The following is a 14,963-nucleotide window of genomic DNA, read 5'->3' as shown; positions in this document are numbered from 1 at the left end:
GCCGTCGCTCAAGCCGCGCTTCATGCCACTGCATGCCGACTCGATGTGAACTGCTCTCTGCTCGTCGAGATGAAATCGGCGGCCTGAAGTGGAACCGTATCGGGACCGGAGAACGACCGCTTCGCGCTGGCTCGGGCCAGGATCCGCGTGAGATGCGAATAGAAGTGCTGCAGTTGTTTCGCGTCCGAAGCTCGTGCTTCGAGGTCGAACACATCTTCGAGCACGCGTCGCGAGACGTAGAAACGTTGAAGTCCGTGGACGATGCGAATCTGAAAGACGACGCCGTCACTGTTGTGCGGCACCGCTGCCCAAATGAGCGAATGGCTACCCATGGAGCCCCCGTAGATCATGTCGATCGAAAATTCGTCAATTCATGGTCGCACATCTCAGCGGGCGGTGAATCTTTTCAAAATTGTGACGGGTCGTCATTTGACATTTTTACCACGGTCGCCATATTGCAGCGCAGCAAATACCTGTAGACTGAGGACGGGGCAACTGCAATTGGGCACCCACGGTCGCAATATGACGGGAGAATGCGCCATGACGACTTCTCAGTCTTCACACACTCCAACCGTCCCTGTATTGCATGTCTTCGAGCAAGCCGGAGGCTGGCATTGGGGCATCACGGTCCCGCGCGCGAAGGGAAGCGGATTCAAACTGATCGCCTTCAGCGAAAGAACGTTCGCGGTCGAGGACGCCGCTCGCACGGACGGAAGCCAGGCGTTAGAAAGCCTGGCAGATAGCGGTGCGCGCGACCGGCTCACTACCGACGTCGCGTGAGTTCAATCGCCCGCGGCGACGATCGAGCCTGAGCCGCGCCGCGCGGCACTTCCTTGAATCACCTTGAGATCGATGGTCGCGTCGGCGACCAGGAAGGCTTGCGGGGAAAAGACGAGCATCGGACGAGCCTCGATCGCCCGCGCCACGCCGCATATGAAATTCGCCGCTGCGCCGTCGCCACACTATTGTCACACTTTGAAACGACGATCGGTGGTTGCACCGTCCTTGGCCCGGACGGGCGGCACGGCGCAGAAATTCTGTCGCTGTCCCGACGATAGTGACCGCAGTGTCGCACCGCTTCGCCAGATCCCAGGCATGCGACGTGCTCTACACAACGCGGCGAAAAACATGAGAGACACCGTGAAGCAACGAGCGACTGTTGTCTGCCAGCTTGGCAGGCGAATCCTCCTGGTCAGCCGGGAAGGCACCCGTTGGTCGCTACCTGGCGGCAAGCCCGTGACAGGGGAAGATCTTCGTGAAACCGCGATGCGCGAATTGATGGAGGAAACGCGTCTTCATGCAATGGACATGCGGTACATGTTCGGCTTCACCGGCATCCACACCTGTCATCATGTATTCGTTGCGACGATTGCCGATGGCGAGCAGCCCGTGCCCAGCAACGAAATTACGCGTTGTACCTGGGCGAAGGTCACGGAGGTTGCCAATCTGCCGGTCAGTACTTCTACGAAGGGAATCGTTGAAGTGCTGGCCATGGCCTCCAACGGCGCGTCAAGACTGCCCAGCGACTATGACCAGGCAGCCGATATCGGAGCCCAGTTCTCTCGCTGATGAAACCGCCCCGGCCAGCATAGCCATCACGACCTGAATGGGCGGCATCTACAGCGAATCAAAGCTCGTCGAAGCCTACGACTTTGCCGGGCGCCCCGTCTTGACCTGCTCCACAGCGGACACGGCTGCAAGGAGACGCTTCAGCGCCGCGGATTCGAGCAGAACCAATCCAGCGCGCAGAATTTCGCTCTTCTTGACGGACACGCCAGCCTCCAGGCATTTCTGTTTCAGCGCAGCAATTTTGTCGTAGTCGGACTTCGGCATTGTGAAGCTGTCACGCACGACTTTCTCTTTCTTCGCGCGCTTGTCTTTGACCGCCACAGTTGCTTTGACAGGCGCGGCCTTGTCAGCGGCAACCGTCTTTTCCTTCGGCACTTTCTTCGCGCTTGCGCTCTTCTTTTTTACCGCGACGCTCGCGGTTGGCTCGGCAACGTCGCTCTCAGTTTCGGGGGCGGCGCCGGCACCCTTCGGGAAATGAAAAGTCTTCTTCGTTGCTTTCTTGAGGCTCGGCTCACTCATCAGGATCTCCATGCAAAAATTAACGGTATAAACAGTATATACGGTTATTTGGCGGCATGAGTCGCGGACCTGGAGGATGTGCCGATTACCGGCGTTTACGCAGCGCAGCAAATCTGCAGTTCGAGTCGTCCCGGCAACTAGTAACAGCCGCGTTTGCCATGCGCCCTCAGTGTGAAATTCATCCGCAGCTCTTTAACGTGCGCGGTCACCCAGGCGCCATGATTCGATGGAATAATGACGTTTCGTGCTCGCCTGGATGACTCGTAGAATTGCAGCCGGATGCGCTGCAAGCCGACATCATTCAGGCGGGCGCGCTTCACCTGCATCGAGCTTTCGTCGGTGACCGACGCACCCATGATCAGCGTTTCCCTCAGGGTCCTCGCGCCTTGCCGGTGCGACCGTCGGCTTCTTCACGCCCCTGCGCGTGCGTGGTTTCTGTTCTGCCTGATTCGTCGGCATGAAGCAATGCGGGCGTAAGAAAGCAGCCCATCACGGCGGACAGGATAATAAAAATCGAGGCCGCATCGACCAGCAGCCCGAAACGAATAAAAATCAGGAAGCAGCACAAAACATTCAGTAGATGCAGGAGTAAGCCCAGAACGGTGGAACCCTTTGGGACGGCGCGTATGAAGACCGCAAGCCGCGATTGCCGGCGCGGCACATACCAGATGATCAGCAGCCCGAACGTCATGATGAAGGCGCTTTCCGCCCATTTCAGCCAGGTTGGCCGACGCAGGAAACGCCCTTCGACGATCGTCTCGATCACTTGCGCCTGAATCTCGATACCTGGCACCAGTTCCCCCAGCGCGGTCGTGCGCATGTCGGTGACGCCCGCGCCGGTCAGGCCGACCAGCACCAGTTTGTTGCGGATCCGGTCGGGGTCGACTGTGCCCTGCAGAACGTCGCGCGCCGACACGTAGCGGCTCAGCGTCGAGCGAATGGATGCGAAATGCAACCAGATGTCGCCGCCGGGTTGCGTGGGCACCTGCACATCCGCGACGCCCACCGCCTGCACGCCCGATGTGTCGGCAAACACGTCGATCGCCGAAGATCCGGTGGCGAGGCGGAGCATTTCCATCGGCAGACTGGGGACCAGCTTCTCCCGCAAACCCATGATCAACGGAATATGCCGGACCACGCCTTGTTCGAGTGCCACGCTCAGCATCGCCTGACCGTGAGCCGCCGCCTGCAATTCGGGCAAGCTGGCGAGCACATAGTCGAACCGTTGCACAGAGTCGAGTGGGTCGGCGCCATGCACGAGGATCGGCGCACTGCGCAGATCGGTGCTCGCGGCGGAGGTTGCGTGATCGAGCGGCGCGGCCCCCAGGATGGTCGGCGCGGCGCGCAACGATCGCTCGAGAATGGCCTCGTGACTGGGCAGCGCCCGCAAGCCGGCCGCCAGAGCCGCAGCCGATTTCGGCAGATTGGCGGCCACCTTGTCGGGCGAGGTCTGATCCGGTTCGGGCATGTAGATGTCGAGACCGATGGCCAGCGGTTTCAGTGCGTCGATGGCATCCACCAGGCTCGCGAGTCGATTTCGCGGCCACGGCCATTGACCGACGGTCGCCAGCGTCTCCTCGTCGATCTCCACGATGGTCACGGGCTGCGCGGTCGGAACCCGCGGAAAGTGACGTTGATACTGATCGAACAGAATTTGCCGGGCGGTTTTGAAGGAATCAGGCAGCGCCGCGTCGAGCGCGTCGACGAAAGCCGGACGCGGTATGTCGCTCGGCCATTCGCTGGTCAGATTGAGCAGGCTCAGGCCGAACAACAACGCCAGCGCCACCGGACGCCCCTGGGCCGCCTTCAGCAGATGCCTGGTCCGGGTAATCCATGGGTCGAAATAGCGTTTCATCGACGGAAGGCCACTCAGCGCCGATGACTGGCGCGGGTCATTGGACGGTGATGACCGCGCGCCGGTTCATGCGATGGGGAACGCCATCCGCCGTGGGGATCAGTGGTTCGCGCTTGCCCCGGGCGGCGATCTCAATCTGTTGGGCAGGAATGCCTTGCTTGATCAGGAACGTCGCCACCGTCTGCGCCCGCTGCATGGACAGTTTGTCATTGAAGTCCTGCGAGCCGGCGAGATCAGTGTGACCCACCACTACGAGTTGGGGCGCAGGCCAGGTCGCGAGGACGGCCTTCAGTTTCTTAACCGTGGCGGCCGACTCCGGGGCCAATTCGGTGGCGGAGTCGAAGAGAAAAAAGATCGTGAAGGTCATGGGGCGCGGCGGCCGGGCCGCGAGCAGTTCACCATATCGTGCCTGCACAGTGGACTGGCTATCCAGCGTTTTTTCGATGGCGCCGCTCTTCGTGACGTCGACTCCGGCATAGGCCTTGTCTATGGTCTGCTCTCCGGTCGCACTGTGGACAACGACCGCGCCGACCTTGCCGTCGGGATCCGGCAATAGAATGATTTTGTCCGGAGTGCTGCACGCGGCCAGCAAGGCCAGCACGACGAATGCCGCTGCCCATGCCAGCCCGCGACGTCGGATTGCAGCCTTCAATGTGCGCCCTCCCCTTTATCCCCGACTTCGATGATGAACTCAGTGCCGCGCACGCCGAGCGTGGTAGTCGGTGTGCTGAAACGGACGGCATCCGGATTCGCCTTCGCCAGTTTTCCAGAAATCACGGCCAGTGAGCCGCGTTTGACGGAGGCGTCGAGCACGCCGTCATGGGTCGTGGTATTGAATGCGAATTTGTTGAGGTCGAGGATGGTATCGGCGCCGGCCGAGAGCTGGGTGGTGTCACGCAGCGTGATGCCGACGGAGGACTGCGGGCCGGTCACGATACGATCCTTGCCATACACCTCGCTGCCGATGGCCGCGCCCGAACTTGCTCCGGACCGCTCGATCTGCACCGTGCCCTTGACGGTCTTGACGACGCCGGCAGCATCGTCGGCAAGTGCATCCGTGACAGCCATGCATCCGCAGGCTAGAAGCAACGCATATTGGGCGGCTTGGAGACGCATCGGTGTCACCTGATGGCGTAAACGCTGCATTCCGCGGGACAGCGCGGCTCCCTGATGTCGACCTGGTGTGTGAGCAATCATTGCCTGACCGCTCGCAGAGCTGGGGCTTGCGAAAGACTTGCAGAAATACGGCTCCTGGGAAGCCGGGGAGACTTTTCTACGGCATCGATCAGACTAGCGCCGCGCCCCTGGGTGACTCTGTGCGCTTCCGCGCATATCGCCACGAGACACTTGATTGGCAGCCTGTTTGTGTCGCCGCGCCGTTCGATTAAGGGTTAACCCATTCAGAACTGCGCATCAAAGTGCATACAGTTCTTGCATACGAGCTTGCTTCAGACGCGGGGGGATTGCCGCCCAGGACTTCCGGCGGTGTTTCCTCAGTTCCACGAACTCAAAGGAGAAGACAGATGGAAATCCGCAACCCTTCCCCCGGCCTCTACAACGAAGATCTCGCCCCTTCAAGGGTACGCAACTGGGGTGCCTTCAGCATCTTCAATGTCTGGACTTCGGACGTGCACAGCCTCTGGGGCTACTACCTCGCAGCCAGCCTGTTCCTGCTGTGCGGCACGTTTACGAACTTCGTGCTGGCGATCGGAATCGGCTCGCTGGTGATCTTCGCGCTGATGAACCTGATCGGCTACGCCGGCGAGAAGACCGGCGTGCCCTACCCGGTGCTGGCGCGCGCCTCCTTCGGCGTGTGGGGCGCCAACCTCGCGGCGCTGGTGCGCGCCGTGGTGGCCTGCTTCTGGTACGGCGCGCAGACGGCCGCGGCAGCGGGCGCGCTGGTCGCTCTGCTTATCCGCAACGACAGCATGATGACGTTCTACAAGGGCACGCACTTCCTCGGCCACTCGGGGTTGGAGGTGATCTGCTACGTGGTGATCTGGGCGCTGCAGTTGCTCATCATCCAGAAGGGCATGGAGACGGTGCGCAAGTTTCAGGACTGGGCCGGCCCGGCGGTGTGGGTCGCGATGCTGATACTCGCGATCGGCCTGTGCGTGAAGGCCGGCGGCTTCTCGTTCTCGCACGGCATTCCGATGGACGTGCTGCTCGACAAAACCAAAGACGCCGGTGTCAGCGGCGAGCCGGGATCATTCTGGGCGCTGATGGCAGTGGGCGCGACCTGGATCACCTACTTCGCGGCGCTGTACCTGAACTTTTGCGACTTCTCGCGCTACGCAAAGAATCGCGAAGCCGTGAAGAAAGGCAATCTGTGGGGCCTGCCGGTCAACCTGATCGCGTTCTCGCTGGTCGCGGGCATCACCACCATCGCCGCCTTCAAGGTGTATGGCGAAGTCCTGCTGCACCCCGAGCAGATCTCAGCCAAGTTCGACAGCTGGGTACTGGCGCTCATCGCTGCGCTGACCTTCGCGGTCGCCACGCTCGGCATCAACGTGGTCGCCAATTTCGTCTCGGCGGCGTTCGACATCTCCAATGTGTTCCCCAAGCAGATCAGCTTCAAGAAAGGCGGCTATATTGCCGCGGCCATCGCGCTGGTGCTCTACCCGTTCGCGCCGTGGGAAGGCAACGCCGCGCACTTCGTCAACGCCATCGGCGCGACGATGGGCCCGTTGTTGGGGATCATTCTGGTGGACTACTATCTGGTGGCCAAGGGCAACATCAACGTCGCGGCGCTCTATCAGGAGCATGGCGAGTACCGTTACGAAGGCGGCTGGAACGTCAACGCGTTGATCGCGGCGGCGATCGGCAGCGTGTTTTCGACCTTTCTACCGAACTTCACCAACCTGCTTCCGGTCTGGTGGAACACCTATGGCTGGTTCTTTGGCGTGCTGATCGGTGGCGGCACCTATCTGATCATGGCGACGCTGCGGCCACGTACGGCCATTGCGACGACCCGCGCTTAAGGCTTCGTTAAGGAGATGGATGCGGTGACCCGCGTCCAGCTCCTTGAGGCAGAGTCAAGCATTAGCGCGCGCTGCATCCCGCAGGCGGACGGTTCGTCGCGATAGCCGGGTTTGCCTTTCTCACTGGTTGATCTGCCCTGCCGCAATGTCCTCTAGCGATCTTCCGCGCGTCGGCACGCCCATGAGCAACACCGCCAACGCGCCGATCAGCAGCACAAGCGTCGTCGCCCCGAACACGCCGGCAAAGCCCAGCAGCGGATAGACGTACCCGACGAGGATAGGCGCGGCAATCGCGCCCAGCCGGCCAATCGACGAAGCGAGCCCGGTGCCCGTCGCGCGCACGTCGGTGGGAAAAACCTCCGGGGTGTAGGCATAAACGCCGGCATAGGTGCCGTTCATGAAGAACGAAAGCAGGATGCCCGACACCATGATGCCGGTATCCGTACCCGTCAACGCAAGCCCGAGCGCCGAGATGCCGCCCAATATCATGTACGACGCAATCGTCGCCTGGCGGCCGATCTTCTCGTTGAGCCACGCGCCCGAAAAGTATCCGGGAATCTGCGCGATGTAAATCACGAGCGAATACGAAAAGCTCCGCGTGATCGTCATCCCGTTCTGAACCAGCAAGCCGGGAATCCACGTGAAAAACGCGTAGTAGCTGAACGTGATGGATAGCCACATCAGCCACGTCATGGCCGTGATGCGCGCGAGCTTCGCCGCCCACAGCGCCTTGACGTTGGCGATGATCGAGGCCCGCCCGGCCGCGAGCGGAACGGATCCCTCGCGCGCGGGAGACAGCGGCTCCAACTGTACGCCGGCTTTCATCACCTCCGCTTCCATTCGCGACACGATCACATCGGCTTCCGCGTGCCGGTTGCGTGCCTCGAGCCAGCGCGGCGACTCGGGCAACGCGCGGCGCCACCAGAGCAGCATCACAATGGGCAGCGCCGTGATCACCATGACCGCACGCCATGCATTGGGGGCGAGCGGAATCACCAGATAGCCCAGCAGTGCGGCCGCCACGAATCCAAAGGAGAAAAATCCCGCGAGGCTGCCGGTGAAACTGCCGCGATATCGCCGTGCCACGAACTCGGAGAGAAACGGCGCGACGATGGCGCTTTCCGCACCCGTCCCCAGGCCGGCGACAATGCGCGTCGCCAGAAAAAATCCCCAGTCGTTCGCGAGCGCGCTGGCAAGGGAGGCGACGCAGTAAATCACGAGCGCATACATCATGACCTTGCGTCGGCCGATGATGTCGCCGAGCATGCCCGCGAGCATCGCGCCGACGAAATAGCCCATGAACGTACCGCTTCCCAGCACGCCGGTCTGCACGCTCGTCAAACCCCATTGCGTGCGCAGCACCGGCAGCAGGAATGCGAGCACGGCGGCGTCCATCGCATCGAAGGTGTAGCCGAGGCCGCCCATCAACAACAGACGGCGGTGAAAACCTGAAAACGGCAATCGCTCGATGCGAGCGGCAATCATCGACATGGACAAGCTCCGATTGGGACATTGGGGCGCCGCGAACGCGGGCGGGCTCATAAGGTCAAGCGCTTTCGAGTTCGTTGACGAAGATCCGGCCATCCTTCATTACGAGCGGAATATGCTCGCCCTGGCCTAACAGGCAATCGACGGACTTCAACGGATTGCCATCGACCACCAGTACATCGGCATGCGCGCCCGCCATGATTCTGCCGAGCTTGTCCTGCATACCGAGCACTTCCGCGCCAACGATGGTCGCGCTCGCGATCACCTCGGCCGGCGACATGACGTCGGCCAGAATCCGGAACTCATCGCTTTGCAGCCGCTGTGCCTCGCCGAGCAGGTCCGTGCCGAAGCCCATCTTCACGCCGGCGCGCTTCATGATTTCAATCGAGTGCAGCCCCGCGCCATGCACGTCCGCGACCTTGGCGATGCTGGCCGGCGGCAGTCCATATTTCTCGCCTTCGCTTGCAAGGGCGTCGTAAGTGACGAGGGTCGGCACGACATACGCGCCGTGTTCCGCCACGAGACGTGCGGTCTCCTCGTCGATCAGATTGCCGTGCTCGATCGTGCGCACGCCGCAACGCACGGCGCGCGCGATCGCCGCGGGCGTATAGGCATGCGCCAGTACATACGTGCCACGCCCCTGAGCTTCGGCGACGATGGCGCGGATCTCGTCTTCGGAGTAACCGAATGCGCCGACCGGATCGGTGGGCGAAGCGACGCCGCCCGAAGCCATGATCTTGATCTGGTCGGCGCCCATTTGCAGTTCCTCGCGCACGGCCCGGCGCACTTCATCGACGCCGTCCGCCACGCGGCCGAGCGCGCCCACGCGCACGCAGCATCCGCACGGTGAATCGGGCGGCATGTAGTCGGAGCGGGCGCGCGGATCGGCATGACCGCCCGTCTGGCTCAACGCGCGGCCGGATACAAAGAGGCGCGGACCTTCGATGAGTCCCGATTCGACCGCCTGCTTGAATGGATACCCTGCCCCGCCCGCGTCGCGCACGGTGGTGAAGCCGCGGCGCAGCATCGCGCGCATGATCGGCACGGCGCGCAGCGTGACGAGCACGTTGGGGAGCGTCGCCACGCGCGGCAGATTGAACTCGATTGCAACGACATGCACATGCAGATCGATCAGCCCCGGCATGATCGTTTTGCCTTTGACGTCGATCACGTGCGCGTTGCTGCTCTTGATCGGCTTATCGGACACTTCGCGGACGAAGCCGTCCTCGATGAGAATTTCGAAGCCTTCCAGCAGATCAGGACGGGTGGGATCGAGAAGCGCGCCGTTACGTAAGAGAAAGCTGGTCAAGTGTTATCTCCTTCAGGTTTCGACCGCAGCGCCGGGCATACGGGCCTCGCTTCGAGTATGGAGGCTGGCGTATGGAAGCGCTGCCAGGATATTCATCAGGATAAATCCCGCATGTATCAAGTATGGCGCTGACCAACACATGCCGCAAAGCGGATCCAAAAAAAGCTTTTCCCACATGTTGATCTATTGCAGCTGTCCGCATTAAGATGGGCACCTCGGCGCGCGACATGCCACCCAAACGCAAGGTGACATCCCGCAGCGGCCACCACACCGAATTGATCCTGCTCGCGAAGCGAGGCCAATGGATCAGGTTCCCAGCCAGGCAGCAAGCTCAGCCAGGAGACGACGATGCTCAGTCCACACGAATTTGCGACCCTCATGTTGCTCAAGGATGCACCGGATCTACCGAGTCTGGACGGTGCCGATCTGGAAGCGCTTCTGGAGCGCCAACTCGTCACGCTGGAAGAGCTCGCTTCCGGGCAACAACGCCCTCTCATTACCGAGGACGGACAGATTTTTCTGAAGGCCGCCGCTCGTATCCTGAACGACGAATGACACGTATCGCTTGATCAGTTGCACAGTCAAGGAGTGTTGCATGGCCGAATCGGGGGCGGGAATCGTCGTGGGTCTGTGTGGTCTGAGTGTCGCCATGCTGTTGGTCGCCGGACATTATTGGCTCGAGATGATCAGGCGTCGGCAGCTCAGACGAATGAACCATCACGATTGCTGGGAAGTGATGCGCCACAGGCGCTGAAGGCGCGCTGCCGGATGCGTCGATAGTCACGGCATCAAGTGGCTTATGCGCATTTCGCGCGCAGTCTTTCGGACCTGTTTGATTCAATCGGACCCGCAGCGAGCAGGTCACGAGAAAGCCGATCATGAACTGGCTAGCCAATGCGGTGCTTGTCGCGCACGCGCTGCTTGCGTTGTTCATCGTGTGCGGATTCGTCGCGATCTGGGTGGGCGCCGGCCTCCGCTGGAAGTGGATACGCCAGCGTTTCTTCCGGCTCGTTCATCTGTCAGCGATCGTTATCGTGGCCACGTTGTCGCTGCTGGGTATCGCGTGCCCGTTGACGACGCTGGAGGACTGGCTGCGTACGGGTTCGCTGGATACGCAAGGATTCACGCAAGGCTTCATCCAGCGCTGGGTGAGCCGCCTGCTCTACTACGATTTGCCGGGCTGGGTCTTCACGCTTCTGTACGTCGCTTTCGGTCTGGTGGTGTTGCTGACCTGGCGGCTGATCCCTCCTGAGAGGGCACGTCGTTCGAAAGCAATGCGCTCGTGAGTCAGAGGTAACGCGCTGGACACACCAAAGACGAGCAACCGGTGCGATGGCCATCTGAATGTCCACGACCCGTATCGCGCAGATATGTGTTCTACAGCCGGCGCACGTATATTGCCCGCTCACGCCGCGCGCCAATCGTCCAGTCGCTCGCCGATTGCTTCCAGCTTGGCCCGGTCCAGTTTGCCTAACGAATTGCGCGGCAACTGGTCAACCACGATGAGCCGCTCCGGCATCTTGTAGTTCGCAACCCTGGTGGACAGATCACGCAACACGTCCTCGACCTGCGTCGCGGTTTCGGTCAGTTCAACGAAACCGATCACGCGCTGACCGAGGACGGCGTCCCGCACGCCGACTATCGCCGCCTCGCGCACGCCGCGATGGACCGTGAGCGCATGCTCGATTTCGGTCGGCGAGATGTTCGACCCGCCGCGAATGATCAGGTTTTTCTTTCTGGCGACGTACCAGAAGTCGCCGGCCTCGTCCTGGCGCATCACGTCGCCGGTGGCCCACCAACCATCCTTGCGTGCGTCGTCGATGCGCCCGGGGCCGAGCCAATAGCCGACGAACAGGTTCGGTCCGCGCAGCATCAGTTCGCCCGCTTCGCCGCGCCTGACCGTGTTGCCTTCTGTGTCGGCGAGACGAACGCGGTCCACGTCAACCGCGCGGCACACGGGCCCGCTATCGAATCCATAGGTGAAGGTGCCCGCGCTTTCGCTCATGCCGAGGAAATTGCGCATCCTGACGCCGAACACCCGCAAAAACTCCTCCTGCAGACTCGGCGGCGTCGCGTCGCCTCCGACGAGGCAGGTGCCCAGTGACGCGACGTTGCGTGGCTGCGCGATCTGCTCGACGATCGCCGCCGAATACATGAACGGCAACCACATCATCATCGTGCAACGGTGCCGTTCTATCAGGTCAAGCGCGGCCGCGGGTTCGAATCGGTCCATCAGGACGCAGGTGCCGTCTGTGGCGAGCGTCGCGAGCGCAGTGAAGAGCCCTGCAGCATGCATCATGGGCGTGGCAATCAGCGTGACGTCGTATGGCCTCGACGCAATGGCCTGGCAAGCTTGCATCATCGCGAACGCAGTGCGCGGGGTGTGCGTGACGAACTTCGGTTCTCCCGTGGTGCCGGACGTCGACAGCAGAAGCGCCGGTTCATCGACGCGCACCGGCTCGAGCCGCATCTCGTCTGCCTCGTGCTCGATCAACTCACTCCATGCTCTGCCGCCCGCGCGTTGCGCCGAGCCGTCGACAAGAAAGCGCTTGTCCGCAACGAGAATCGAAGCATCCATGCCGGCAATCGCACCGTATAGATCCAGCTGGCCCAGATACAACGAAACCTGCAACCGTCGCAGTTGCGGCCCGAGTTCCGCGCGTGTGAGCCGGTTGTTCAGCGGCACCGCAATCATGCCTGTCAGCATGCACGCGTAATACGCGGCGACGGCTTCTGGTTTGTTCGTCATGTGCAGCGCAACGCGATCGCCAGGTCTCAGACCGTGAGCGAGCAGGCCTTGCGAAAGCCTTCTGATATACCGTGTCAGGCGATCGTAGGTCCATGTGTCATCTCCGGCGATCAGCGCAATGGCATGCGGGCGGGCTGCCGCAGAGCCGAACAGGCGTTCGTGCAGCGTAATGAGTTGCGGTTCTCGTATGGGTTGCGGGCGTGTTCCGGGACAAGACATGGCGGTTGCTCCAAGGGTCGATTGGCTGTCAATGACAGGTCTGCCCTCACAACAGACAACGCTCGCAGATTATTCCGGCACCTGTGTTGAACCAACTCCTCTTCCCGTGTCAATGACAACGACAAGTCGATCCATGGCGCCGTCATCTAGTCCAGCGGCACGGTAATAACAGCACGCCCTGCCGCGCGTTTCACCAGCTCCGCGTGATTGGATGGCTGGCCTAACCATCTGGCCAGTCCACGCGGATTCCGGTGACCCAGCACGAGCAGATCCGCGTTGAGCAAGCCTGCATAGTTAGCCATGCTATCGACCACGTTCCCCACTGCGACATAGCCGCGTGCAACCGTTCCGCTCTCTCTCAAATGATCCAGCGCTTCCTTCAAGGTCTGCTTCGCCGTGCCTTCCATCTGTGAACACGCGACGTCCGATAAGTATCCAAGACTGCTGCCCACAGCCGAGCCGATATCCACTACCGACAGTACATGAACAGTAGCGGTCAACGCATATCCCAAACGGGTCGCGCGCAGTAATGCCGATCTGGATTCAGGCGATCCATCGTAGTAGACGAGCAGGTTGTAGTGGTCAGGCATGGGATCCTCGAATCGTGCGACGAAGGGAGTGGCGGCGGTTGCGTCATCCCCATAACACCCGTGGCCGACGAGGTATTCCAGAAAAGCGCAACGCTTCTTTTCGCTCGCGGCTCTTTGCCGTCACGGAATAAAACCGAAACACCAGGCGTTCGGAGGAGGACGATTCAGCGCCAAAGAGATCGGGCAGTTCAATCCGCGGACTCACTGTTCGCTGATTGCATGCCCATTCCTTTGCGCACTCAGGGATCGTTCGTTCGCGTGCATCGCAGATACAAGACGATTGCGGCGGGCGCTACTCCGAACATAAAAGGAATCGCGAAATGAAACTGCGTCAAAAGGCAGTGCTTGCCTGGTCATTCGCCGCTTGCACGGCAACGCTCACCGCGTGTGGCGGCGGCAGCGACAATTCCACACCACCGGCCCCGGCCACCGGTCCTTTCAAAGCCACCGTGCTGGTTTCCGATGGCAGCGTAAGCGCACCGAACACGGACGCCAATCTCAAGAACGGCTGGGGTATCGCCTTCAACCCGACCGGCGTCATGTGGGTGTCCGACAACAATACGAAAAAGTCGACGCTTTATGACGGCAATGGCGTGGTGCAGTCGCTCGTCGTGACGATCCCGCCCGCGGCGAGTGGACAGGCTGCCGGGCCGACGGGCATCGTGTTCAATACCAGCACCGACTTCGGCATTAGCGCAAACGGCCTCACGAGCAACGCGGTCTTCCTCTGGGCCACCGACGCCGGCACGATCGCCGGCTGGTCACCGAAAGTACTGCCGACGCAAGCGGTCAACGCGCACGACGACGGCACCGGCGGCGCCGTTTACAAGGGCCTTGCCATCGGCACGAACGCCGGTCAGAACCTGCTCTACGCGGCGGACTTTCATAACGGCAAGGTCGATGTGTTCGACAAATCGTTTAACAAGGTCCAACTCGACGGGCAATTCAAGGATCCCAACTTGCCTGCCGGCTTGTCCCCTTTCGGCATCCGTGTAGTCGGTACGACCGTCTATGTGACGTTTGCGAAGCTCGGTCCCGATGGACACACACAGGTGAACGGCCCGGGCAACGGCGCGGTCGACGCGTTCGATACAGCGGGGCACCTCACGAAGCGCATTGCCGTGGGCGGATCGCTGAATTCGCCTTGGGGTCTTGCGGTGGCGCCGGCGAATTTCGGTGCACTTAGCAATGATCTGCTGGTCGGAAATTTCGGCGACGGCACGCTCGACGCGTTCGATCCCAATTCCGGGGCGTTCATCGGTGCAGTGACACAAGCCGACGGATCGACTTTCAAACAGCCGGGTATCTGGGGCATCTCGTTCGGCAACAACGCTGCCAATCAACCGCTCAATACCCTGTTCTTCGCCGCCGGCCCGACACCGACGACCGGCGTCTACGGCCGGCTCGACGTCGCCCAGTAACGAGCCGGCGGACGCGGCGCGAGCGGCGCCTACCCAGGACGCTCTCAGGATCCGCATGCGCCGCGGACGCCGACTCTGACCACGCAAGCCAAACCCGGTGCCACCCATGCCCGATGAACAGCCCCTCCACTACGAACGACGCGAGAGTCCGCGCGTCGGCCGCGCGATCGGGCTGAAGCAAATTCTGGTGCGGGTGGTAGTCGAGTGCGCCGGCGTTTTTCCCGCCTCATAGTCCAGCGCCTGTTGCCGTTGCCCGGTCAGTT

General features: G+C 61.5%; 16 protein-coding genes. 6 read left to right on the top strand and 10 right to left on the bottom strand.

The window, feature by feature from the left end; translation table 11 throughout:
- Nucleotides 1–20 precede the first annotated feature (20 nt).
- A complete protein-coding gene (locus tag P0D80_RS06995; RefSeq protein WP_408282375.1) occupies nucleotides 21–332 on the bottom strand; it encodes a hypothetical protein in 312 nt (103 codons plus the stop codon).
- A gap of 208 nt (nucleotides 333–540) precedes the next feature.
- On the opposite strand from P0D80_RS06995, the gene P0D80_RS06990 reads away from it, so the two are divergent.
- Entirely contained in the window at nucleotides 541–780 is a 240-nt protein-coding gene (locus P0D80_RS06990; RefSeq protein WP_408176754.1) for a hypothetical protein, read from the top strand.
- 348 nt (nucleotides 781–1,128) lie between these two features.
- Nucleotides 1,129–1,569 carry an NUDIX hydrolase gene (locus P0D80_RS06985; RefSeq protein ID WP_408282373.1) on the top strand — a complete coding sequence of 147 codons (441 nt, stop codon included), beginning with the start codon at nucleotides 1,129–1,131 and terminating at the stop codon, nucleotides 1,567–1,569.
- A 75-nt stretch (nucleotides 1,570–1,644) separates the two neighbouring features.
- Here the strand turns inward: P0D80_RS06985 and P0D80_RS06980 are convergent, their stop codons facing one another.
- From P0D80_RS06980 to P0D80_RS06960, 5 genes are all read right to left on the bottom strand, one after another.
- Nucleotides 1,645–2,088, bottom strand: coding sequence for a hypothetical protein (locus P0D80_RS06980; protein ID WP_132374494.1), 444 nt, complete (start codon nucleotides 2,086–2,088; stop codon nucleotides 1,645–1,647).
- 137 nt (nucleotides 2,089–2,225) lie between these two features.
- A complete protein-coding gene (locus tag P0D80_RS06975; RefSeq protein WP_408282366.1) occupies nucleotides 2,226–2,444 on the bottom strand; it encodes a hypothetical protein in 219 nt (72 codons plus the stop codon).
- A 14-nt stretch (nucleotides 2,445–2,458) separates the two neighbouring features.
- Complete coding sequence (locus P0D80_RS06970; protein WP_408282364.1) at nucleotides 2,459–3,943, bottom strand: CHASE2 domain-containing protein; 1,485 nt, start codon at nucleotides 3,941–3,943, stop codon at nucleotides 2,459–2,461.
- A 37-nt stretch (nucleotides 3,944–3,980) separates the two neighbouring features.
- The gene (locus P0D80_RS06965; protein WP_408282362.1) at nucleotides 3,981–4,595 is read right to left on the bottom strand and encodes an OmpA family protein; all 615 of its coding nucleotides are present in this window, start codon (nucleotides 4,593–4,595) and stop codon (nucleotides 3,981–3,983) included.
- A complete protein-coding gene (locus P0D80_RS06960; RefSeq protein ID WP_408282359.1) occupies nucleotides 4,592–5,011 on the bottom strand; it encodes a FecR family protein in 420 nt (139 codons plus the stop codon). The genes P0D80_RS06965 and P0D80_RS06960 overlap by 4 nt, the downstream gene beginning before the upstream one ends.
- A 455-nt stretch (nucleotides 5,012–5,466) precedes the next feature.
- Between P0D80_RS06960 and P0D80_RS06955 the strand changes: the two genes are divergently transcribed.
- Complete coding sequence (locus tag P0D80_RS06955) at nucleotides 5,467–6,924, top strand: NCS1 family nucleobase:cation symporter-1 (RefSeq protein WP_132374489.1); 1,458 nt, start codon at nucleotides 5,467–5,469, stop codon at nucleotides 6,922–6,924.
- A gap of 120 nt (nucleotides 6,925–7,044) precedes the next feature.
- Here P0D80_RS06955 and P0D80_RS06950 read toward each other — a convergent pair whose 3' ends face one another.
- Nucleotides 7,045–8,415 carry an MFS transporter gene (locus tag P0D80_RS06950; RefSeq protein WP_408282355.1) on the bottom strand — a complete coding sequence of 457 codons (1,371 nt, stop codon included), beginning with the start codon at nucleotides 8,413–8,415 and terminating at the stop codon, nucleotides 7,045–7,047.
- A gap of 55 nt (nucleotides 8,416–8,470) precedes the next feature.
- Nucleotides 8,471–9,721, bottom strand: coding sequence for a metal-dependent hydrolase family protein (locus P0D80_RS06945; RefSeq protein WP_408282353.1), 1,251 nt, complete (start codon nucleotides 9,719–9,721; stop codon nucleotides 8,471–8,473).
- Nucleotides 9,722–10,069: 348 nt separating this feature from the next.
- On the opposite strand from P0D80_RS06945, the gene P0D80_RS06940 reads away from it, so the two are divergent.
- Together P0D80_RS06940 and P0D80_RS06935 are read left to right on the top strand one after the other, a co-directional pair.
- On the top strand, nucleotides 10,070–10,276 hold the full coding sequence (locus P0D80_RS06940) for a hypothetical protein (protein WP_408282350.1): 207 nt from the start codon (nucleotides 10,070–10,072) through the stop codon (nucleotides 10,274–10,276).
- Between the two features lie 323 nt (nucleotides 10,277–10,599).
- Entirely contained in the window at nucleotides 10,600–11,007 is a 408-nt protein-coding gene (locus P0D80_RS06935; protein ID WP_408282347.1) for a DUF2784 domain-containing protein, read from the top strand.
- A 119-nt stretch (nucleotides 11,008–11,126) separates the two neighbouring features.
- Here P0D80_RS06935 and P0D80_RS06930 read toward each other — a convergent pair whose 3' ends face one another.
- Complete coding sequence (locus P0D80_RS06930) at nucleotides 11,127–12,689, bottom strand: class I adenylate-forming enzyme family protein (protein WP_408282345.1); 1,563 nt, start codon at nucleotides 12,687–12,689, stop codon at nucleotides 11,127–11,129.
- Nucleotides 12,690–12,835: 146 nt separating this feature from the next.
- Nucleotides 12,836–13,279 (bottom strand): universal stress protein, encoded by a 444-nt coding sequence (locus tag P0D80_RS06925; protein WP_408176738.1) that lies wholly within the window; start codon nucleotides 13,277–13,279, stop codon nucleotides 12,836–12,838.
- A gap of 320 nt (nucleotides 13,280–13,599) precedes the next feature.
- Between P0D80_RS06925 and P0D80_RS06920 the strand changes: the two genes are divergently transcribed.
- Nucleotides 13,600–14,700: a TIGR03118 family protein gene (locus P0D80_RS06920; protein WP_408176737.1), complete on the top strand. Its 1,101-nt coding sequence runs from the start codon at nucleotides 13,600–13,602 to the stop codon at nucleotides 14,698–14,700.
- The last annotated feature ends 263 nt before the right edge of the window (nucleotides 14,701–14,963 follow it).

The sequence above is a fragment of the Paraburkholderia sp. RL17-373-BIF-A genome, from assembly GCF_046030175.1.
Lineage (GTDB): Bacteria > Pseudomonadota > Gammaproteobacteria > Burkholderiales > Burkholderiaceae > Paraburkholderia.
This window is presented reverse-complemented; position numbering and strand designations above follow the sequence as displayed.

Excerpts from the sequence above, each read along its gene's own strand:
- P0D80_RS06995 (WP_408282375.1), bottom strand. The coding sequence starts at position 332 with ATGGGTAGCCATTCGCTCATTTGGGCAGCGGTGCCGCACAACAGTGAC.
- P0D80_RS06990 (WP_408176754.1), top strand. The coding sequence starts at position 541 with ATGACGACTTCTCAGTCTTCACACACTCCAACCGTCCCTGTATTGCAT.
- P0D80_RS06985 (WP_408282373.1), top strand. The coding sequence starts at position 1,129 with ATGAGAGACACCGTGAAGCAACGAGCGACTGTTGTCTGCCAGCTTGGC.
- P0D80_RS06980 (WP_132374494.1), bottom strand. The coding sequence starts at position 2,088 with ATGAGTGAGCCGAGCCTCAAGAAAGCAACGAAGAAGACTTTTCATTTC.
- P0D80_RS06975 (WP_408282366.1), bottom strand. The coding sequence starts at position 2,444 with ATGGGTGCGTCGGTCACCGACGAAAGCTCGATGCAGGTGAAGCGCGCC.
- P0D80_RS06970 (WP_408282364.1), bottom strand. The coding sequence starts at position 3,943 with ATGAAACGCTATTTCGACCCATGGATTACCCGGACCAGGCATCTGCTG.
- P0D80_RS06960 (WP_408282359.1), bottom strand. The coding sequence starts at position 5,011 with ATGGCTGTCACGGATGCACTTGCCGACGATGCTGCCGGCGTCGTCAAG.
- P0D80_RS06955 (WP_132374489.1), top strand. The coding sequence starts at position 5,467 with ATGGAAATCCGCAACCCTTCCCCCGGCCTCTACAACGAAGATCTCGCC.
- P0D80_RS06950 (WP_408282355.1), bottom strand. The coding sequence starts at position 8,415 with ATGTCGATGATTGCCGCTCGCATCGAGCGATTGCCGTTTTCAGGTTTT.
- P0D80_RS06940 (WP_408282350.1), top strand. The coding sequence starts at position 10,070 with ATGCTCAGTCCACACGAATTTGCGACCCTCATGTTGCTCAAGGATGCA.
- P0D80_RS06935 (WP_408282347.1), top strand. The coding sequence starts at position 10,600 with ATGAACTGGCTAGCCAATGCGGTGCTTGTCGCGCACGCGCTGCTTGCG.
- P0D80_RS06930 (WP_408282345.1), bottom strand. The coding sequence starts at position 12,689 with ATGTCTTGTCCCGGAACACGCCCGCAACCCATACGAGAACCGCAACTC.
- P0D80_RS06925 (WP_408176738.1), bottom strand. The coding sequence starts at position 13,279 with ATGCCTGACCACTACAACCTGCTCGTCTACTACGATGGATCGCCTGAA.
- P0D80_RS06920 (WP_408176737.1), top strand. The coding sequence starts at position 13,600 with ATGAAACTGCGTCAAAAGGCAGTGCTTGCCTGGTCATTCGCCGCTTGC.